Below are 20,863 nucleotides of genomic sequence, written 5' to 3'. Positions count from 1 at the left end.
GGTGATAATGCGTTTAGCGCCAATTGGTGCTTTCGGCGGGATGGCTTTTAGCATCGGTACCCATGGTTTGGAAAGTTTAGTGGGCATGGCCAAACTGATGGGCTCAGTTTATTTAACCTGCATCCTGTTCATTTTTATTGTTTTAAACGGAATTTGCCGCTACTATAATTTTAGCTTGTGGGCCTACCTGAAGTATATCCGACAGGAAATTTTAATTGTACTGGGTACTTCTTCTTCCGAATCGGCACTGCCAAGCATGATGCAGAAAATGGAAGCTATTGGGTGCGATAAATCGGTTGTTGGTTTGGTTATCCCTACCGGCTATTCTTTTAATCTTGATGGAACTGCAATTTACCTGGCCATGGCCGTTATATTTCTTTGTCAGGTTTTTCATGTCGATTTATCCTTAGGTCAGCAGATTACAGTTTTAGGTGTGCTCATGGTTACTTCTAAAGGTGCAGCTGGGGTAACAGGGAGTGGTTTTATCGTTTTGGTATCAACCTTAACCGCTTTGAAAATTATGCCGATAGAACATATCTCCATATTAATTGGTGTAGACCGTTTTATGAGCGAAGCAAGGGCTATAACCAATGTAATCGGAAACGGCGTGGCCACCATCGTAATTGCTAAAAGTGAAAACCAGTTTGATGAAGCAAAGTATCAGAAAGCTATTCAGCCTGCAATGATAGAAAAAGCAGAGGAGGTGTAGTTTAGAGCTATCCTCTCGAAGCATCACCCTGTCCCGATTCATCGGGATCAGGGTCTTAATAGCAGGAAAGATGCTGACCACGGAGTAGCTACAAGGCAGTTGAAAATACTGTCTCTACTTGTAAAATAAATTCAGCATGACGAACGCTCCGAAACCCCTTCTACCCTCAGCCTTCACACCTTCAACCTTTTTATGTACCTTTGTGCTAGAAACATGCACACAGCTTGTTTAATTAATCCACAGCACATTGGCTCAAGAAGAACAAAATAACCGCAAGGAAAAAAGCGAGTTACACCCACGCAACAAACACCGTTCGCGTTACAATTTCAAACAACTTATTGCAACCTCAAAAGAATTAAAGCGTTTCGTTTTTAAAAACGAACACAATGATGATTCTATCGATTTTGCAGATCAAAGCGCCGTTAAAGCACTTAATAGGGCATTGTTGAAATATTTTTATAACATTTCACAGTGGGACATTCCTCAGGATTTTCTTTGTCCGCCTATTCCGGGCCGGGCCGATTATATTCACTATGTTGCCGATCTATTAGGGTCAAGCAATAAAGGTAAAAACCCTAAAGGAGCTAATATTAATGTATTGGATATTGGTGTAGGTGCAAACTGTATTTACCCCATCATTGGTCACCAGGAATATGGCTGGAGTTTCGTAGGTTCTGAGATCGATCCACTTTCGGTCGATTCGGCTAAGCGCATTATCGAAGCGAATAAACCCCTACAAGGGGCAGTAGAAATCCGTCAGCAATCTTCAAAAATGGGTATTTTTAGAGGTATTGTTGGTGGCAAAGAGCGTTTCGATGCCGTGGTTTGTAACCCACCGTTTCATGCTTCTTTAAAAGAAGCCGAGCAAGGTACCCGTCAGAAATGGCGTAACCTGGGCGGAAATGAAAAGGAAGTAAAACACGTATTAAACTTTGGCGGTAACAAGGCCGAGCTTTGGTGCCCGGGTGGTGAGCGTGCTTTTGTAGAACAGATGATTATCCAGAGTGAGCAGATCAAAAATCAGGTTTTATGGTTTACCTCATTGGTATCAAAAAGTGCCAACTTAAAAAGTATCTATAGTGCATTGGTTAAAGCAAATGCTTTTGAGGTAACCACCGTTCAAATGAGCCAGGGGCAAAAAATAAGCCGTTTCGTAGCATGGACCTTCCATGACGAAGCTGCACAGGCCGAATGGGTAAAAGCCTGGAAAACTGAACCAAAACCTAAAGCAGATAGTCCTAAAGCTGAAGCTAAAAGTCTTTAGGATAAATTTTATATAGTATACTTTGTCTGTTCGTCACCCTGAATTTATTTCAGGGTCTATTTTGATTAGAATAGCTTTTAAAAGATTCTGAAATAAATTCAGAATGACGAATTACAAGAGATTAAGTAAAGCAAAGCCGTCCTGATTTTATATCAGAACGGCTTTTTTGCATAAGTGGATTATGAATCCTTATGTGGTTTAATTAACTGGTCTTTGCCTCGAAAATATACCCAGCCAGAGCAGTTACTACCATGGCAACCGTGCCCCAGAAACAAATCCGTAATATCCCTTTAATCATACTAGATCCCCCTGCCTTCGCTGCAATTGCGCCCGATAAAGCTAAGAATACAATAGCAAAACCATATTGATAAAACACCATCGATTTTATTGGGGCAAGAAAAGCAACTAAAAAAGGTAAAATACCGCCGCTGATAAAGGAGGCGCCAGATGCAAAAGCAGCTTGAAGCGGCTTGGGCTGTGTAATTTCGTTAATACCCAGTTCATCTCTGGCATGTGTGCCTAAGGCATCTTTCTCGGTTAATTTTATGGCTACCTGCATGGCCAGATCTTCATCAAGCCCTTGTATAACATATATCTTAGCGAGCTCTTTCAGCTCCAATTCGGGCATGGTTTCGAGTTCTATTTTCTCGCGTGCAAGATCTGCTTTTTCAATATCGGACTGAGAACTTACTGAAACATATTCTCCTGCTGCCATAGATAATGCCCCTGCAACCAAACCGGCCAGTGCCGCTAATACAATCGGACTTCTGGTATCGCTCGCTGCGGCAATACCAATAACCAAACTGGCTGTAGAAATAATGCCGTCGTTGGTACCAAGTACAGCAGCCCTTAGCCAGCCCGTTCTATTGGTATAATGTTTTTCCAGTTCCATTTTTGGTTATCTGTTCTCTAGTTGTAATGTTCAAGGTCCCCCTTTGAAGGGGGCAGGGGGATGAAAAATAGCGCTATCCTTCCCTTATCCCTTCCGAAGGGGGAGGGAAGTGGCTTAGGTTCGAATATCATCATTTCTTCTCGTAAACAATCATAATAGTCAAATCATTACCGGCATTTGGGGCAATACCATGCGAGCTACCTGGGCGGGTTAAAATGGCATCACCAGGTTTAACCGCAAAAGTTTTTCCATTCATCTGCATGGTTCCGTTTCCGCTGAGTACGTAATAAATCTCATCTTCTTTTTGCAAATGGTATCCGATAGAGGAACCCGGTTTTAAAGTTCTTTTTCGGAATGCTGTTTTAAGATTTTTGGCATCACTAAAAAAGTTAAAGCCGATGGTTTTACCCCCGCCGTTATGCGTACCAGGTTCCTCTTTGGCTACTTCAATATCGTTTTGGAGGATGTATTTGCTGGTATCGGTACTTTGTGCGCTGGCCTTAACTGAAATAAAGGTTGAAACAAAAATGGTTACGATTGGGATTAGCTTCTTGATCATATACGTTTTATAATTGGCTTAAGTTTTGTCTGGGTTTTTAGACTTTCCGCTTTGGTCTTTAGTCTTTCCGCTCAAAAGGTAAATTTAAGCGTTTTGCCTGGATGTTGCCACAAGCACCAGCACTTTGTTACTAAACCCGATCGCAGTGGTCCCGACTTTACGTCGGGAAAGAACGAAGAGCGGGAGTGTAGCCCTCCAAAAGAACTGGACCGCTCATTTTCTAATCCTAAGCCTTAATGTTTTTGCTTTGAAAACGAATGTGCAGTAGTTCTTGGCCTTTTAAGTCCTGCCATCCGCTTTACCTCTCTACGTTCGGTGTTCGCTATTGTCAGGTTTATAATCGAAAGGCTTGCTCCTGATGTAGCGCCAAAAAACTTTTACCTTTCATGCCTAAACCCCATAAAGGCAGTCTCAACTTTACTTCTGAATAAAGTCTATGACGGGCTACAGGTGCCATAAACCATTTCCTTACATTTTCCTGAAAAAACGGACTAAATAATATGGTTTTAGATTTGAATTCCAGTTCAATAATATTAGCTTTGCACAAAAAAAATATTGATACATGAGCGTTTTAGTAAATAAAGATTCTAAGGTTATCGTTCAGGGTTTTACCGGAAACGAAGGAACTTACCACGCTGAGCAGATGCTGGCCTATGGTACAAACGTAGTTGGTGGTGTAACGCCTGGCAAAGGTGGGCAATTGCATTTAGATAAGCCTGTTTTTAATACTGTTAAAGATGCCGTTGATAAAACGGGTGCAAATGTATCTATCATTTTCGTGCCACCAGCTTTTGCTGCTGATGCAATTATGGAAGCTGCCGAAGGCGGTATTAAAGTTATTGTTTGTATTACTGAAGGTATCCCAACTAAGGATATGATTCAGGTTAAAGAATATATTGCTGATCGCGATGTTACGCTTATCGGCCCTAACTGCCCGGGTGTAATTACTGCTGATGAAGCTAAAATCGGTATCATGCCAGGTTTTATCTTCAAAAAAGGTCATGTAGGTGTGGTTTCTAAATCAGGAACTTTAACTTACGAAGCGGTAGATCAGGTTGTTAAAGCTGGTTTAGGTATTACAACGGCTATCGGTATCGGTGGTGACCCAATTATTGGAACACCTACTGTAGAAGCAGTTAAATTATTAATGAACGATCCTGAAACTCACGGTATCATCATGATTGGTGAAATTGGTGGTGGAATGGAAGCAGAAGCTGCCCGCTGGATCAAAGAACACGGTACTAAACCTGTTGTTGGTTTCATCGCTGGTCAAACTGCGCCTCCGGGACGTAGAATGGGCCACGCTGGTGCTATTGTGGGTGGTGCTGATGATACTGCAGCTGCTAAAATGAAAATCATGCGCGAGTGTGGTATCCGTGTAGTAGAAAGTCCTGCTGAAATCGGTGCTGCAATGGCAGAAGAATTAGCAAAATAAAATTTAAAAATCTCTTTATAGAAAAGCGTTTCGATTAATTTCGAGGCGCTTTTTGTGTTAGGCACTATTTTTAACCGCAAAGGATGCAATTTATGTTTAACCACTAAGTCGCAAAGAACACAAAGTTGGGGTGTTACGGCCATCTTTCTTCTTATGGCGTTATTCCCGCGCAGGCGGGAATCTTAATGCTTAAGGTTAAAACCACTACCCCTTGTTTGGGGTTGCATCATAAAGACGATTTCAGCTCAGGATGACAATCTATATTTATGATACATCCTCTGTGCAGAAAAGGGAAATAACCCACCAACTTTGTCAGGGTGAGGTAAACACTAATACAAACCGCTAAACCTGCAAACCAAAACAGAATCTATAGCGTATATTGAAGTATGAAAACGATGTTAAATAAACTATTTTTGGTTTCTGCTGTTGTTTTAATAACAGGTATTTCTGCTTGTGCCCAAAAGCAAGATAAGAAAGCCGTAAAACAATCGAAGGAAACAGAACAAATCATACCAAAAAAGAAAATGAACTGGAATCCATTAACACCCGAAGAAGAAAGAGTAATTGTAAATAAAGGTACAGAATACCCTGGTACAGGTAAATATGAACATACAACAGATAAAGGAACTTATACCTGTAAGCGTTGTAATGCGGCCTTATACCGTTCGGAAAGTAAGTTCGATGCACACTGCGGCTGGCCTGCTTTCGATGACGAAATTAAAGGCGCTGTAAAGCGTATTCCTGATGCTGATGGCTCGCGCACAGAAATTGTTTGCGCCAATTGTGGCGCACATTTAGGTCACGTATTTTTGGGCGAAGGATTTACCAATAAAGACACCCGTCATTGCGTAAATTCGATCTCAATGAATTTCGTGCCAGATCAAAAATAAGGTGGATGTAGAAGGGTTAGGTAGGGGCGTACAGCGATAAGTTGTACGCCTTTTTTAATGCATAAAATAAGGCTGTTTTTCCACAAATTATTGATTATAAACTAAATGCTTATATTTGCAGGCTCGATAAAGAAAATTTAGCCTATGAAGTATCTGCTGTTATTAAGTTTTTGTTTCCTGTTTTTACAAGGTAAAGCACAAGATTCCGATTCATCAAATGAACCGGATAGTATCAAAAAAACAGTTCTCGCCACTTATTATCACAGAAAATTCGAAGGCCGCCGCACCACCAGTGGCGCCAAATACCGGGCAAAAAAGCTAACAGCTGCCCATCGTACATTGCCATTCGGCACCCTGGTTACAGTAACCAATCCAGACAACGGAAAATCGGTAGTTGTGAAGGTAAATGACCGTGGTCCTTTCTCTAAAAGATTAGCTATAGATCTGTCTGAACGTGCTGCAAAACAGATCGGTATCTTCCGTAAAGGCATAGCTAAAGTAAGCCTCAGTTATACAGTTGAGTAATACTCCTTTTAGCTCTATTTAGTGCCGATTATACCCCTCAAATTTAAGTTATTAACACTCGTTTTGGTTTGCTAAGCCCTTGAAAAGAAACGATTAGCTTTTTTTTCGCTTGAAAATGATATTCGACTGATCGTTTTTCCCCAGCAATTGAGCAGGGTGTTAACAACTTTGGTTCACAAAAAAGGGCCACCGTATATATATTTGTTATAACAAAGTTCTTTAACTTCTTGCGCTTGAAAACAAATATAAAAGCTTAGTTTTTAGTAATTTATACGTACATCACCTGATTGCAATTTTAAATTTTCCCTAACTAAAAACTCAGTTGTTTGTCAGGCAATAGGGTTAGCACTTTCACAACAGCGTTTTGATAAAAGACATTACAATCATCATATAAAATTGATGGATGCGTGCCTTTGTCGGCTCTGTTAAAAAAATAGAATTAAAAACATCAGCGTATGGAACAGGAATTATTACTACAAGAAAACAAAGATAGATTTGTGCTTTTGCCGATTAAGTATCCGGCAATCTGGGAAATGTATAAAAAGACCGAAGCTAGTTTTTGGACTGCAGAAGAGATTGATCTTTCTGACGACCAGAAACACTGGGACAATTTAAACGATGGCGAAAGACATTTCATTTCGCACATCCTTGCTTTCTTTTCTGCTAGTGATGGTATTGTGAACGAAAATCTTGCGGTAAACTTCATGAGTGAGGTTCAATTGCCAGAAGCACGTTGTTTTTATGGTTTCCAGATTATGATGGAAAATATCCATGCAGAAACCTACGCCCTGTTAATCGATACTTATATTAAGGATCCAGAAGAAAAAGACCGTTTGTTCCATGCCATTGATACCGTACCTGCGGTGAAAAGAAAAGCAGAATGGGCTTTACGCTGGATTGAAAACGGAACTTTTGCCGAGCGTTTAGTGGCATTTGCTGCGGTTGAAGGTATTTTCTTCAGCGGAAGTTTCTGTTCTATTTTCTGGTTAAAGAAACGTGGTTTAATGCCGGGACTAACTTTCAGTAACGAGCTGATCTCGAGAGACGAGGGTTCACATTGCGAATTTGCTTGTTTACTTTACAGCATGTTGAGCAATAAATTGAGCGAAGAAGCGGTTCATGGCATTATTCGTGATGCTGTAGAAATTGAAAAGGAATTTATTACTGATGCATTACCAGTTGCGCTAATTGGTATGAATGCAAAATTAATGAGTCAGTATATCGAATTTGTAGCCGACAGGTGGTTACAGGAGCTGGGTTACAAAAAAATCTACAATGCAACCAATCCATTCGATTTTATGGAAATGATTTCATTGCAGGGTAAAACCAACTTCTTCGAGAAACGTGTTGGCGATTATCAGAAAAGTGGTGTATTAACCTCTGCTGATAATAATAAACAGGCGTTTTCTTTAGATGAAGACTTTTAAAGTAGAAGGCAAAAGGTTTTAATCTCGCTACTTGTTACCTGCTACTCGATACTAATAAATAAATAACAAAAAATACAAAGTGATGATTAGGTCTTGATACTTGATACTCACGACTTAATAATAAAACTTAAATCTCATAAAATATGTTCGTACTAAAAAGAGATGGCCGCAAAGAAGCGGTGCAATTTGACAAAATCACAGCCCGCATTCAAAAGTTGTGCTATAGTTTAAATTCAGATCTGGTAGATCCAATCGATGTAGCCAAAAAGGTTATCGAAGGTTTATACGATGGTGTAACAACATCTGAGTTGGATAACCTTGCTGCAGAAACTGCTGCCTCGTTAACAACAAAACACCCTGATTACGCTTTGTTGGCATCGCGTATTGCGGTTTCCAACCTACATAAAAACACCACTAAATCATTCTCGGGTACGATGAAAATGTTGTACGAATATTTCGACCCGAAAGCGCAGAAAGCGGCTCCGCTTATCGCTGATGATGTTTATGAGATTATAGAAAAAAACAAAGATATTTTAGATAGTTCTATCATTTACGACCGCGATTTCGGTTTCGATTATTTCGGTTTTAAAACGTTGGAAAAATCTTACCTTTTAAAAGTTAACGGTCAGATTGTAGAGCGCCCTCAACATTTGTTTATGCGTGTTTCTGTTGGTATCCACAAAGAAGATATCGATAGCGCAATCAAAACCTATAACTTAATGAGCGAGCGTTGGTTTACACATGCTACACCAACTTTGTTTAACGCAGCTACACCAAAACCTCAAATGTCGTCATGTTTCTTGTTAACCATGCAGGATGATAGCATCGAAGGTATTTACGATACTTTAAAACAAACAGCTAAAATTTCGCAAAGTGCAGGTGGCATTGGTTTAAGTATCCACAACATCCGTGCAACAGGATCATATATTGGTGGTACAAACGGTACAAGTAACGGTATTATTCCAATGTTACGTGTATTTAACGATACTGCACGTTACGTAGATCAGGGTGGAGGTAAACGTAAAGGTGCCTTTGCTATTTATTTAGAACCTTGGCATGCAGATGTTTTCGAATTCTTAGATCTTCGTAAAAACCACGGTAAAGAAGAAATGCGTGCGCGCGATTTGTTTTATGCCCTTTGGATTAACGATTTGTTTATGCAACGTGTTAAAGATAATGGCGATTGGACATTATTCTGCCCGCACGAAGCACCAGGTTTGGCAGATTGTTTCGGTAAGGAATTCGAAGAATTATACGCTAAATATGAAGTAGAAGGTCGTGGCCGTAAAACCATTAAAGCACAAGAACTTTGGTTTGCTATCTTAGATTCGCAAATTGAAACCGGTACGCCTTACATGTTGTTTAAAGATGCAGCGAACAGCAAATCTAACCAACAGAATTTAGGTACCATTAAGAGCTCTAACTTGTGTACCGAAATTATCGAGTACACCTCTAAAGATGAAGTTGCGGTTTGTAACTTAGCATCGTTGGCATTGCCTCGTTTCGTAATCAACGGTGCTTTCGATCACCAAAAATTATACGATGTAACTTATCAGGCTACTTTAAACCTGAACAAAATCATCGATCATAACTATTATCCAGTACCAGAAGCCGAAAACTCAAACATGCGCCATCGTCCCGTTGGTTTAGGTGTACAAGGTTTGGCTGATGCCTTTATCTTATTGCGTTTACCTTTCGAAAGTGATGAGGCTAAACGTTTAAATAAAGATATTTTCGAGACGATCTATTTCGCTTCGATGACCGCTTCGCACGATTTGGCTGTGAAAAATGGTCCTTACCAAACATTTAAAGGTTCTCCATTATCAAAAGGTAAATTCCAGTTCGATTTATGGAATGTTACACCAGATAGTGGCCGTTGGGACTGGAATGCATTGCGCAAAAAAGTAGTTAAAGATGGTGTGTACAACTCATTATTGGTTGCACCAATGCCAACAGCATCTACTTCTCAAATTTTAGGTAACAACGAATGTTTCGAACCATATACTTCTAACATTTACACCCGCCGTGTATTAAGTGGAGAGTTTGTAGTGGTAAACAAACATTTATTGAAAGATTTAGTAGCGTTAGGTTTATGGAACAACGATATGAAAAACCAGATCATATTGGCTAACGGTTCTGTTCAGGCAATTGATTCGATTCCAGATTACATTAAAGAATTGTACAAAACGGTTTGGGAGATTAAAATGCGTAACATCATCGATATGGCTGCCGATCGTGGTGCTTATATCTGCCAATCGCAATCGTTAAACTTGTTTATCAATGCACCAAATACTTCAAAATTAACTTCAATGCACTTCTACGCATGGGAGAAAGGTTTAAAAACCGGTATGTATTACTTGCGTACACAAGCAGCTTCTCAAGCCGTTAAATTTACAGTAGAGAACCAAGGTGGTAAAGCCATTGAAGCGGTTATTCCAGCTGAAATGACACAAGATCAGGTTGCAGAAGAAATCGTTGACGGACCAGTTTGTTCAATGGAAGAAGGCTGTATCAGCTGCTCAGGCTAGTAAACTCGTCATGCTGAATTTGTTTCAGCATCTATCAAGCAGATCCTGAAACAAGTTCAGGATGACGAATCTAATAATATCGTAAGGTTTTGGGCAAACGCTCAAAACCTTTTTTACGATATGGTGCACATTGTTAATGGCTGTAATTTTTAGCCAAAATTTTTCTATTATTATCCATATGAATAAGAAACGATTTGTAACATTGATTTTGATTTCTGCCATTCTGCTTTTCTCGAATTGTAAAAAAGATGAAACAGAAGAGAAGGGCCCTTTAGATTATCTCACTAAGCGAACTTGGAAAAGAGCCACAGTGGATAAAAGCCCTGGTTCGAATCCACTACTTAATATATATATCTTACCCATAGATTGTGAAAAGGATGATGTTTACTCTTTTAGTGTTGATGGTGTAATAAAAATTGATAATGGTACTGAAAAGTGCGATGCTACAGAAAGTAAAATAGATACAAGCTCTTATAGTATCGCTAAAGCAGAAATTACGATTAAAGGAGTGAAGTATATCCTTACAGAAGTTTCGCCTCAACAAATAAAATATGTTAATGTAGTTTCTTCTCAGACTGGCTATTATTATACTGTAATGTTATTGCAGTAGGGATTCCAAGTTTTAAGCAATGTTAGTGTAAGGTTTTGGGCAAACGCTCAAAACCTTATTTTTTGTTTATACTTTTGTGTTGGTTCAGTAGTTCATTAGCCATTGGTTCATTAGTTTCTAAAGCACCATACACCAGTGAACTAATGACCATTGAACAAATGAACAATACCTTAAAACATAGCGCCAAACACGAAATCATTCCTTGCGAGCGATGTAATGGTGCCATTGAATGCAAGGCAAATTCTTATACCAAATGCCAGTGCAGTGTAGTGCAGTTAAGCATTAATGAAGTGCAATATATCTCCGAATTGTACGATGGCTGCCTCTGCGCCAAATGTTTATTTGAGTTACAGCAAGAATATCGTGTAGAAATAGGCGTATAAAATTTTGTGATTTTTGTTGCCAGCTTCCATGGTCTGTGGCTCGCAGACCGAATCTGTTAACCGTTTGTAAAGCACAGGTCATCATAATATTAAGAAAAATCATTTGAAAAGCAGGTTCCTGTTCTTTTGGTTTGGTTCCTGTCCCGCTTTCCCTTCTGCCGATTGAAGGAATCGGCATTCGTACAATCGGGTTTAGTTAATCCGGGTATTGTGCTTTTCTGAAAATTCTTTATTTCTGTTCATCTCTATTTGGTTCTAACCTGAGTTCGATAATTATTAGGTGAAAATCATATCTTATACACGCCTAATCCAGCTTTATCGTCCTGCTGAATTTATTTCAGCATCTTTTTAGCGTGAAAGACCCTGAAATAAATTCAGCCATTATTCCTGAAAATGTCATCTGCAGTTGGTATTCTTTCGAAAATCGATCCTGAGTCATCTTTGAGGCCTTAAAATCAATAAAAAATAGTTAAAAAATAAGTGTTAAAAATGGTAACAAAGCACGCCGTTTGATATCTATATCGTGCTTGATAAATGGTTTATCAGGTTAAAAAAATAGAAAATATAAAAGATTATGGAAGCGCTCATTTCTAATTACTGGTGGGTTTTAGTGGCACTGTTGTGCATAGTTTTATACAAATATATTTTACGTTTCTTATTCGGGATGGTCATCGTACCCGAAGATAGAATCGGGTTGATTACTAAAAAATTCGTGCTCTTTGGTTCCGATCGGGAGCTGCCCGATGGTCGCATCATCGCGGTTAAAGGCGAAGCCGGTTTCCAGGGAAAAACACTGGCGCCAGGATTGTACTTCGGGATGTGGTTTTGGCAGTACAGTGTAACGATGGAACAGTTTACCATTATTCCTGAAGGGAAAATCGGACTGATTATGGCCAAAGATGGTTCCGAAATCCCAACGGGGAATATCCTTGGGCAAAGGGTAGAATCTGATAACTTTCAGGATGCGGTGAAGTTTCTCGAAAATGGTGGTCAGCGAGGCCGGCAAACGTCTTACATTACCTCGGGTTCTTATCGTATCAATACGATGCTGTTTCAGGTTTCTGTTACGGATATGATTCGCATTCAGGAAAGCATGGTGGGCATTGTAACCACTTTAGATGGTTTACCGATTGAGGCCAATCAAATTGCGGGCAAGCTTGTTGATGGACACAACAATTTCCAGGATTTCGATGCCTTTATAAAACAAGGTGGTAACCGTGGTTTGCAGCCCCAGGTAATTTTGGCGGGTTCTTATAACCTCAATCCATGGGCAATCCAATTAGAGGAAATTCCGATGACCGAAATTGCAATCGGTTATGTTGGTGTTGTAATCTCATTTATTGGTACAGACGGAAATGACTTAACCGGTGCAGACTTTAAACACGGTAATATTGTCGGAAAAGGTTCTAAAGGTGTTTGGCTCGAGCCACTTGGTCCGGGTAAATATCCGATTAACAAATACATTATGAAGGTAGAACTGGTACCAACAACCAATTTGGTATTAAACTGGGCATCGGCGCGTAGTGAGGCGCATAATCTGGATAAAAACCTATCAACCATTACCGTACGTTCTAAAGATGGTTTCCCGTTCAATTTGGATGTCGCGCAGATTATTCACGTACCAACTACAGAAGCTCCTAAAGTAATTGCACGTTTTGGTAATATGGTGAATTTGGTTTCGCAGGTTTTAGAACCCACCATTGGTAACTATTTCCGTAACTCCGCACAAGGAAGTGATGTGATTGCTTTCTTAAGTACCCGTAAAGAGCGTCAGGAATCGGCTAAAGAACATATCCGTAAAGTGCTTGATGAGTATAACGTAAATGCGGTTGATACGTTAATTGGTGATATTGTTCCGCCAGAATCGTTAATGAAAACCTTAACCGACCGTAAAATTGCAGAAGAACAAAAGGTTACTTACGAAACCCAGAAACAGGCACAGGAAACACGCCAGGGGATGGAGAAAGAAACCGCGATTGCCGATATGCAGAAAGATATTGTGAAGGCACAACAAAGTGTAGAGATTGCCGAACGTACGGCAAGTGCAACCGTTAAAAAATCTGAAGGTGATGCGGCTGGCGTAAAATTAGCTGTAGGAGCAGAGGCTGAGGCTACAAAAATGAGGGCGCATGCAGAGGCTGAAGCCACCAAAGCAAGAGCACAGGCCGATTCGGAAGCGATTAAGTTAAGGGCATCAGCAGAGGCTGAACAGATTTCGTTAACCGGTAATGCAGAAGCAGGTAAAATTTTAGCGGTAGGTAAATCAACCGCCGAAGCTTACGAACTTGCTGTGAAAGCTTTGGGCGGCGAAAACTTTACCCGTTACAAAATTACCGAAGAGTTATCGAAAGGTAATGTGAAACTGATTCCTGATGTACTGATTGGTGGTAGTGGAGGTAATCACGGCGGTTCAGCAATGGATGGGCTATTGGGATTGAAGTTGATGGAGTTGATGGACCCAGCACAGCGGAAAGAAGTGGTAGCGGTTGCAGAAATTGTAGAAACAAAAGCAAAACCTAAAAAGGACAATATAAACCCTTAATTTGGTTTTAAAGTAAAACGGAAAGCCTCGATGAGAATCGGGGCTTTTTGTTGTAATCCCATCGATAATTAGTAGAATATTTTTAGGTTTTTTTATCAGCTACGTCACCCTGAATTTATTTCAGGGTCTTAATGATATAAAAGATGCTGAAATAAATTCAGCATGACGATCGCGTTGGGCAAAGCAACCAAAAAAAATCATTGGGCTTGTAATATAATCGAACAAAGGCAAATTCGTATTATAAATATAACATTTGGTTCCACTTACATTTTGCTTTTCCGAAAAACAATTACATTATTATGCCGTTCTACTTTTAAACAAAATAGTAACTTTGCAGCCAGATTTAGAATGATAGAATTTTGAATGATTGAATGGCTTAATAATTCATTCATTCCATCATTCGCTCATCCAATAATTTTAAAAAATGAAGAAAGTAAAAGTTGGCTTGGTACAAATGAGTTGTACTAAAGATAAACAAGAAAATTTAGATAAAGCGATTGTTAAAGTAAGGGAAGCAGCTGCAAAAGGCGCACAGATTGTGTGTTTGCAAGAGCTTTTTACTTCTTTGTATTTCTGCGATGTTGAAGATTACGACAATTTCGATTTAGCTGAAGCTATTCCTGGACCATCTACTGATGCTTTACAAGTGGTAGCCAAAGAATTGGGTGTGGTAATTATCGCTTCTTTGTTTGAGAAACGTGCTGAAGGTTTATACCACAATACAACTGCGGTTTTAGATGCTGATGGTTCATATTTAGGTAAATACCGTAAAATGCATATTCCTGATGATCCGGCTTATTATGAAAAGTTTTATTTCACCCCTGGCGATTTAGGCTACAAGGTTTTTCAAACCAAGTTTGCTAAAATTGGTATCCTGATCTGTTGGGATCAATGGTATCCGGAAGCTTCACGTATTACAGCATTAATGGGTGCAGATATCATGTTTTATCCAACTGCAATTGGCTGGGCTACCGATCAGGATGAAGAAACCAATCAAGATCAATATAATGCTTGGCAAACCATTCAACGTTCGCATGCGGTTGCAAATGGTGTGCCTGTAGTGAGTGTAAACCGCGTAGGCTTTGAGCAAGATGGTGCCATGARATTCTGGGGTGGAAGTTTCGCCACAAACGCACAAGGCAAAATACTTTATTTAGGTTCTCACGATCAGGAAGAAACCGAGGTAGTTGAACTGAATTTATCAGAATCTGATTTCTTCCGTAAACACTGGCCTTTTTTAAGAGACAGAAGAATTGATTCTTACCAGCCGATTACGAAGAGATATATTGATGGGGACTAAGCAGAAAGGTTAAAGACCAAAGCTTAAAGCGAAAACCATACATGGGTGTCATCCTGAGCCTGTCGAAGGACTTAACATTTCGACAAGCTCAATGTGACACCTTTAAATTAAAAGACTACACGAAATGTCAAATTTCCCTCCTAAAAAAGATTTAAGTATCAATCAATTCGATTATTCACCGAAACAACAAGGTTATGCTTTCCCTGCCGAGTGGGTAAAACATGAGGCAACTTGGTTAAGCTGGCCACATAAAGAAGCCTCTTGGCCAGATAAAATCGAAACTATTTACGAACCATATTGCCAATTTATTAAAGCTGTTACCGAAGGCGAAAAGGTACGCATCAATGTGAAAGATGAAGAAATGAAAGCTTTTGCTGTTTCTGAATTAACAAAAGTAGATGCCGATTTAAGTCAGATTGAATTTTATTTTAATGAAACCAACGATGCCTGGTGCCGCGATCACGGTCCTGCGTTTTTGCAGAAAGGAAATGAAAAGGCTGTTGTAGATTGGGGATACAACGCCTGGGGTGGAAAATATCCTCCGTTTGACCTGGATGATGTGGTTCCGACAAAAATTGCCCAACATTTCGATTTACCTTTGTTTACACCAGATATTGTGATGGAAGGAGGTTCAGTAGAATTTAATGGCGCAGGAACGGTTTTAACCACCACTGCTTGTTTGTTGAACGAAAACCGTAATCCGCATTTAACCAAAGAGCAGATTGAACAATATTTGCTTGAATATTATGGTCAAGATCAGGTATTATGGTTAGGAGATGGAATCGTTGGCGACGATACAGACGGCCACATTGATGATATTACGCGTTTTGTAAACGAGGATACGGTTTTAACTGTTGTAGAAAGCAATCCGCTGGATGAAAATTATATCTTGTTACAAGAGAATCTAGAGGCTTTAAAAGCCATGAAGCTGAAAGATGGCAGATCATTGAATATTGTTCAATTGCCAATGCCATCGCCGGTTATTCATGAAGATACTCGCCTGCCTGCATCTTATGCAAATTTTTACATCGCTAATGCGGCTGTAATTGTTCCGGTTTTTGATGATGTAAACGACCAGAAAGCTTTAGATATTATTCAAGGCTGTTTCACTGATCGCAAAGTGATCGGTATCAATTCGGTTGATATTATTTGGGGATTGGGAAGCTTTCATTGTTTGAGCCAGCAAGAACCAGCTGTTTAGTCCTGAGTCTTTAGTCAAAAGTCATTAGTCAAATTTGCGTGGTTGTCATCCTGAGCATTAGTCAAAACTCATTAGTCAATTTGGTTTTTAGTATTAACTTTACAACATTAAAACATTTCAACTTTACAACATTTCATAATGAAATTATTAGAAGGAAAAACAGCATTAATTACAGGCGCATCTAAAGGAATCRGCCGTAAAATAGCTGAAAAATTTGCCGAGCAGGGCGCTAATGTGGCTTTCACATATTTATCATCAGTAGAAAAAGGTGAAGCTTTAGAGCAGGAATTACAAAGCTTTGGAACAAAAGTTAAAGGTTACCGTTCTGATGCTTCTAAATTTGCCGAAGCGGAGCAATTGATCAATGATATCGTAGCTGAATTTGGTGCCATTGATATCGTGGTAAACAATGCGGGTATTACCAAAGATGGTTTATTGATGCGTATGAGCGAAGAAAACTGGGATGATGTGATCAATATTAACCTAAAATCGATTTTCAACGTAACCAAAGCGGCCTCTAAAGTAATGATGAAAGCCCGTAAAGGTGTTTTTATCAATATGGGGTCTATTGTGGGCACTACAGGTAATGCCGGACAAGCAAATTATGCTGCATCTAAAGCTGGTATCATCGGTTTTACCAAATCAATTGCTAAAGAATTAGGTTCGAGAAATATCCGTGCCAACGTAGTGGCACCAGGATTTATCCGCACCGAAATGACAGATATTCTTGATCCGAAAGTTGTTGAAGGATGGGAAAAAGATATTCCATTAAAACGTGCTGGGGAAACTGAAGATATTGCCAATGTTTGCGTGTTCTTAGCCTCAGATATGAGTGCTTACGTAACTGGCCAAACTTTATCTGTTTGCGGTGGGATGCTGTAAGAGAAGGTTAAGAGATTGAAAGGTTGGAAGGTTGAAAGGTTTGAAAACGTAGCCTTGTAACATTCCAACCTTTTAACATTAAAACGCTCCAACTATTTTACAATATATTTCCCTTTTACCTCACTTACATTTGCTTGGTTTTTATTTTTCTCAAAAGCTAAATAGCCTACCTGCAACGATTTCCAAAAACTAGCCTGTGTAGGAAATTGAGCAATATATTTCTTCATATTACCATCTGTCATTTTAAAAGGATAGATGTTAACCGGAATTTTTTCCTGGCCTGCATTTCTGGCCTCAACCCCTAAAATATAAACTTCTTTTATTTTTTCGTCTGTTAAAGGAATGCAACCTACGGTTACACAATTACCATGGATGTAAATATCACTTCCAGGTTTTCTGCCCTTTCCAGTTCGGGCATAATCTGCAGCGTTTGGATAATTCACGCCTAACGATAGATGGAAATTACTCATCGGGTTAAAAACGTTAATGTAATAAAAACCTTCCGGTGTTTGCCCATCTCCTTCAATCACTTTTGGACCAATGGTGCCAGAATGTGCACAGAAATCATATGTTCTAAACAACGAATATGTTTTTGCCGAATTATTTTTTAACCAAATCTCTAGTTTTCCTTCAGTTTTATAGGCATTGATCAACATCGAAAACTGATCACCATAGCCACCTGCCACAACAAATTTTCTCATCGTTTCCCATTTTTCACTGTAGGCCTTTTCTACTCTTTCAAACTTAATTTGAGTGGCTTTAAAATTATTTTGGGCATTTACCATAAGGCTTAGAGACAGTAGAAACGTTAAACAGATTAATTTCATAAATTTTGATTTGGTTTAAAAATAGGGATTTAACCACAGAGCGCATAGCGTTCTCTTTTTTTTACCACAAAGGTCACCGAGGAAAGGCACGAAGTACACAGAGTTGGGTGCTTAAAGACAGTTTAGGTAATCTGTATTCCTCAGTGTAAAACTCAGTGAACTCGGTGGTTAAATGAAGTTGTATTTTAGCCCTCGCATAAATTCTTTTATAGACAATAATCTTGAAAATTTCCCCAAAATTACCATCTTTATAAAAGTATGAACAGTTTTTTTTCGGGTACATCTATTTTGTTTTTTCTCGGTTGCTTGGCGTTAGGCGCGTTGTATGCCTGGTTGCTGTATCGCGGCAACAAAAATTTGGATAAAAAGCTTCAGTATGGCTTAACTGCCTTGCGGATTATCGTAGTGACTACCATTGCGTGGTTAATATTTGCACCGCTCATCAAAACATTAAATTATACCTTAGATAAACCCGTAATCATTATCGGACAAGATAATTCTCTTTCCGTAAGTCAGGTTAAGGCAGTTGGTTTCGACCAAAAATTATACGAAAATAACCTTAAAGCTTTACAGGATAAACTATCAGACAAGTACGAGGTAAAAACGCTTCACTTTGGCGATCAGGTTGCAGATGGTTTCGATTTTAAAAATCAGGGAAAATTAACAGATGCCTCGGCTTTTTTTCAGAAAGTTAGAGATGAATATACCAATAGAAATGTTGGCGCCGTTATTTTAGCCACCGATGGTATTTTTAATCACGGTGGAAATCCGCTGTACAGCGTAAATCAGATTAATGCCCCGGTTTATACTATTGGCCTGGGTGATAGYATCCCAAAGCGCGATGTTTTAATTTCGAACGTAAATTACAATAACATTGTATACCTGGATGACGATTTTACGATCGAAGTTCAGGTTCAGGCTTTTCAAAGTGATGGCGAAAGTACTTCTTTAACGGTTAACCAAAATGGTGTTAAGGTAGAACAGCAAAATATTTCGATTAATGGAAGTTCCTTTGTTAAAACGATCCCGGTTAAGATCCATGCGGGTAAAATTGGTGTTCAGAAATATACCGTTCAGCTCGGGGCATTGAAAAATGAAATTACTACCCGGAATAATATCCAAACTTTTTATGTCGAAGTTATTGATGGTAGGCAGAAAGTATTACTTGCTGCGGTGGCACCACACCCTGATTTGGGCGTGTTAAAAGAAGCTATTTCGCTCAATAAACACTACGAGGCTAAACTTGCACTTGCTGATGATTTAAATACAACAGATCCGTCTAAATTCGATCTGATCGTATTGTATCAATTGCCCGATGTGCAAAACATTTCGTCAACGTTTTTAAAGAAATTAACTGGATTAAAGAAACCGATCTGGTACATTTTGGGCGCACAGAGCAATATAAATGCTTTTAATCAAATGCAAAATCAGGTCAACTTAGGTTCTGCAAATGGTTCCATTCAGGAAGTGTATGCCGATTTTGCCAATGGATTTACAAGCTTCAATCTTACGGAAGATGACAAGAAGCAGTTTTCATCTTTCGATCCTTTGTTAAGTCCGTTCGGAAGGTTAACCGTAAATGCAGGCGCAATACCCGTTTTTAATCAGCGTATCGGCAAAGTAAGCACACAACAGCCATTGTTGTTCTTTGCCAATGAAAATGGCTTAAAGATAGGTTATTTGATGGGAGAGGGGCTTTGGAGATGGAAACTTTCAGAAGCTGAAAATGAAAGCAATCAATTGGTTTTAAATGATCTGATTTCAAAAACGGTTCAATACCTATCTGTTAAAGATGATAAGAGAAGGTTTAAGGTGTTTACTTCAAAGTCTGCTTATGATGAAAATGAAACCATCCAGTTTAACGGTACCCTTTATAACGATAGCTATCAGCCTGTAAATGAGTCGGAAGTTAATCTTCAGGTTAAAAACGAAGCGGGCAAGGTGTTTAATTATATTTTTTCTAAAACCGAAAATGCTTATCAGCTAGATGCAGGAACCATGCCTGCAGGGAATTATTCTTATCTCGCCAATACCGAACTGGGTGGAAAGAAATTCACGGCTACAGGTAGTTTCTATGTAAATGCGTTGATTGCAGAATTTCAGCAAACAACAGCCAATCATCAGCTGTTAAATACGATATCCAAACAAAGCAATGGTAAATTGTTTATGCCAGAAAACCTACTCAAAATAGCTGATGAGATAGCTAAAAATGAGAATATTAAAACCATCAGCTATGAAGACCGTAAATACGACGAACTGATCAGTATGAAATGGCTATTCGGCTTAATTTTGATTTTGCTGGGAGTAGAGTGGTTTTTAAGAAAAAGGAACGGAGAACTTTAAGTTTGGAGTGCAGTCAGATGTTACCATCTGACTGATTAGATTGTTTTGAAATTGAGTAAACCACAGTATTCAATTAATTTGAAAATGTCAGGTGGTAACACCTGACACCACGAAAAAGATTATATGGGATTAAGAAACAGAAGTTTATTTCTGGAGAAAAAATGTTTTTTCGTGACTACCAGTTGTTATAAACATTTAAAACTTCTCGAAAGTGACTCATGTAAATTAATAATTGTCAATAGTTTAAATTTCATTGCTTTAAAATATAAGATTTCAATTCTTGGTTATGTAATCATGCCTAATCACTTTCATGTCTTATTCTATTTCAACGATGAAAATAAATTATCGGATAGTATGCGTGATTTGAAAAAATTTTGCGCTTTTGAGATTCGAAAATACCTGGAATCTAGCAAGAATTCAATGCTAAATTTGATAAGGATTGAAAGTGATAAACAAGCATTTAAAGTTTGGGAAGATAGATTTGATGATGTCTGGATAGGTAGTAAGGAACTTCTGGAAATTAAATTGGAATATATTCATCAGAAC

18 protein-coding genes are annotated in these 20,863 nt (G+C 39.0%); 15 read left to right on the top strand and 3 right to left on the bottom strand.

Annotated elements, in window-relative coordinates; genetic code table 11:
- Positions 1-709 (top strand): cation:dicarboxylate symporter family transporter (locus AC1DND_RS06860; RefSeq protein ID WP_477580197.1); only part of this gene is annotated, 709 nt, incomplete at its 5' end.
- Between the two features lie 247 nt (positions 710-956).
- The gene (rlmF, locus tag AC1DND_RS06855) at positions 957-1,973 is read left to right on the top strand and encodes a 23S rRNA (adenine(1618)-N(6))-methyltransferase RlmF (RefSeq protein ID WP_477580195.1); all 1,017 of its coding nucleotides are present in this window, start codon (positions 957-959) and stop codon (positions 1,971-1,973) included.
- A gap of 202 nt (positions 1,974-2,175) precedes the next feature.
- Here rlmF and AC1DND_RS06850 read toward each other — a convergent pair whose 3' ends face one another.
- A complete protein-coding gene (locus AC1DND_RS06850) occupies positions 2,176-2,865 on the bottom strand; it encodes a VIT1/CCC1 transporter family protein (RefSeq protein ID WP_477580193.1) in 690 nt (229 codons plus the stop codon).
- Positions 2,866-2,995: 130 nt separating this feature from the next.
- A complete protein-coding gene (locus tag AC1DND_RS06845; protein WP_477580191.1) occupies positions 2,996-3,424 on the bottom strand; it encodes a cupin domain-containing protein in 429 nt (142 codons plus the stop codon).
- Between the two features lie 562 nt (positions 3,425-3,986).
- Here AC1DND_RS06845 and sucD point away from each other — a divergent pair.
- From sucD to fabG, 11 genes are all read left to right on the top strand, one after another.
- Positions 3,987-4,859, top strand: coding sequence for a succinate--CoA ligase subunit alpha (sucD, locus tag AC1DND_RS06840; RefSeq protein WP_029279034.1), 873 nt, complete (start codon positions 3,987-3,989; stop codon positions 4,857-4,859).
- Between the two features lie 386 nt (positions 4,860-5,245).
- The gene (locus AC1DND_RS06835) at positions 5,246-5,749 is read left to right on the top strand and encodes a methionine-R-sulfoxide reductase (RefSeq protein ID WP_215131388.1); all 504 of its coding nucleotides are present in this window, start codon (positions 5,246-5,248) and stop codon (positions 5,747-5,749) included.
- 144 nt (positions 5,750-5,893) lie between these two features.
- Entirely contained in the window at positions 5,894-6,274 is a 381-nt protein-coding gene (locus tag AC1DND_RS06830; protein ID WP_477580188.1) for a septal ring lytic transglycosylase RlpA family protein, read from the top strand.
- A 455-nt stretch (positions 6,275-6,729) separates the two neighbouring features.
- Positions 6,730-7,701, top strand: a complete 972-nt coding sequence (locus tag AC1DND_RS06825; RefSeq protein ID WP_477580186.1) for a ribonucleoside-diphosphate reductase small subunit — start codon at positions 6,730-6,732, stop codon at positions 7,699-7,701.
- Positions 7,702-7,844: 143 nt separating this feature from the next.
- Positions 7,845-10,229 carry a ribonucleoside-diphosphate reductase subunit alpha gene (locus tag AC1DND_RS06820; RefSeq protein WP_477580184.1) on the top strand — a complete coding sequence of 795 codons (2,385 nt, stop codon included), beginning with the start codon at positions 7,845-7,847 and terminating at the stop codon, positions 10,227-10,229.
- Positions 10,230-10,407: 178 nt separating this feature from the next.
- Complete coding sequence (locus AC1DND_RS06815; protein ID WP_477580182.1) at positions 10,408-10,839, top strand: hypothetical protein; 432 nt, start codon at positions 10,408-10,410, stop codon at positions 10,837-10,839.
- A gap of 62 nt (positions 10,840-10,901) precedes the next feature.
- Complete coding sequence (locus tag AC1DND_RS06810; protein ID WP_477580180.1) at positions 10,902-11,222, top strand: cysteine-rich CWC family protein; 321 nt, start codon at positions 10,902-10,904, stop codon at positions 11,220-11,222.
- A gap of 574 nt (positions 11,223-11,796) precedes the next feature.
- Entirely contained in the window at positions 11,797-13,764 is a 1,968-nt protein-coding gene (locus AC1DND_RS06805) for an SPFH domain-containing protein (protein ID WP_477580178.1), read from the top strand.
- A gap of 424 nt (positions 13,765-14,188) precedes the next feature.
- Positions 14,189-15,064, top strand: a complete 876-nt coding sequence (locus tag AC1DND_RS06800; RefSeq protein WP_477580176.1) for a carbon-nitrogen hydrolase — start codon at positions 14,189-14,191, stop codon at positions 15,062-15,064.
- Positions 15,065-15,188: 124 nt separating this feature from the next.
- On the top strand, positions 15,189-16,265 hold the full coding sequence (locus AC1DND_RS06795) for an agmatine deiminase family protein (protein ID WP_477580174.1): 1,077 nt from the start codon (positions 15,189-15,191) through the stop codon (positions 16,263-16,265).
- A gap of 138 nt (positions 16,266-16,403) precedes the next feature.
- Positions 16,404-17,147, top strand: a complete 744-nt coding sequence (gene fabG, locus AC1DND_RS06790) for a 3-oxoacyl-[acyl-carrier-protein] reductase (protein ID WP_477580172.1) — start codon at positions 16,404-16,406, stop codon at positions 17,145-17,147.
- Between the two features lie 92 nt (positions 17,148-17,239).
- Here the strand turns inward: fabG and AC1DND_RS06785 are convergent, their stop codons facing one another.
- Positions 17,240-17,974, bottom strand: a complete 735-nt coding sequence (locus AC1DND_RS06785; protein WP_477580170.1) for a L,D-transpeptidase family protein — start codon at positions 17,972-17,974, stop codon at positions 17,240-17,242.
- 357 nt (positions 17,975-18,331) lie between these two features.
- On the opposite strand from AC1DND_RS06785, the gene AC1DND_RS06780 reads away from it, so the two are divergent.
- A complete protein-coding gene (locus tag AC1DND_RS06780; RefSeq protein WP_477580168.1) occupies positions 18,332-20,317 on the top strand; it encodes a hypothetical protein in 1,986 nt (661 codons plus the stop codon).
- A 123-nt stretch (positions 20,318-20,440) separates the two neighbouring features.
- Positions 20,441-20,863: transposase (locus AC1DND_RS06775; RefSeq protein WP_477580167.1), on the top strand; the 423-nt coding region annotated here is incomplete at its 3' end.

The sequence above is a fragment of the Pedobacter sp. 01N416 genome, from assembly GCF_056399685.1.
This window is presented reverse-complemented; position numbering and strand designations above follow the sequence as displayed.

Excerpts from the sequence above, each read along its gene's own strand:
- AC1DND_RS06850 (WP_477580193.1), bottom strand. The coding sequence starts at position 2,865 with ATGGAACTGGAAAAACATTATACCAATAGAACGGGCTGGCTAAGGGCT.
- AC1DND_RS06845 (WP_477580191.1), bottom strand. The coding sequence starts at position 3,424 with ATGATCAAGAAGCTAATCCCAATCGTAACCATTTTTGTTTCAACCTTT.
- sucD (WP_029279034.1), top strand. The coding sequence starts at position 3,987 with ATGAGCGTTTTAGTAAATAAAGATTCTAAGGTTATCGTTCAGGGTTTT.
- AC1DND_RS06835 (WP_215131388.1), top strand. The coding sequence starts at position 5,246 with ATGAAAACGATGTTAAATAAACTATTTTTGGTTTCTGCTGTTGTTTTA.
- AC1DND_RS06830 (WP_477580188.1), top strand. The coding sequence starts at position 5,894 with ATGAAGTATCTGCTGTTATTAAGTTTTTGTTTCCTGTTTTTACAAGGT.
- AC1DND_RS06825 (WP_477580186.1), top strand. The coding sequence starts at position 6,730 with ATGGAACAGGAATTATTACTACAAGAAAACAAAGATAGATTTGTGCTT.
- AC1DND_RS06820 (WP_477580184.1), top strand. The coding sequence starts at position 7,845 with ATGTTCGTACTAAAAAGAGATGGCCGCAAAGAAGCGGTGCAATTTGAC.
- AC1DND_RS06815 (WP_477580182.1), top strand. The coding sequence starts at position 10,408 with ATGAATAAGAAACGATTTGTAACATTGATTTTGATTTCTGCCATTCTG.
- AC1DND_RS06805 (WP_477580178.1), top strand. The coding sequence starts at position 11,797 with ATGGAAGCGCTCATTTCTAATTACTGGTGGGTTTTAGTGGCACTGTTG.
- AC1DND_RS06795 (WP_477580174.1), top strand. The coding sequence starts at position 15,189 with ATGTCAAATTTCCCTCCTAAAAAAGATTTAAGTATCAATCAATTCGAT.
- AC1DND_RS06785 (WP_477580170.1), bottom strand. The coding sequence starts at position 17,974 with ATGAAATTAATCTGTTTAACGTTTCTACTGTCTCTAAGCCTTATGGTA.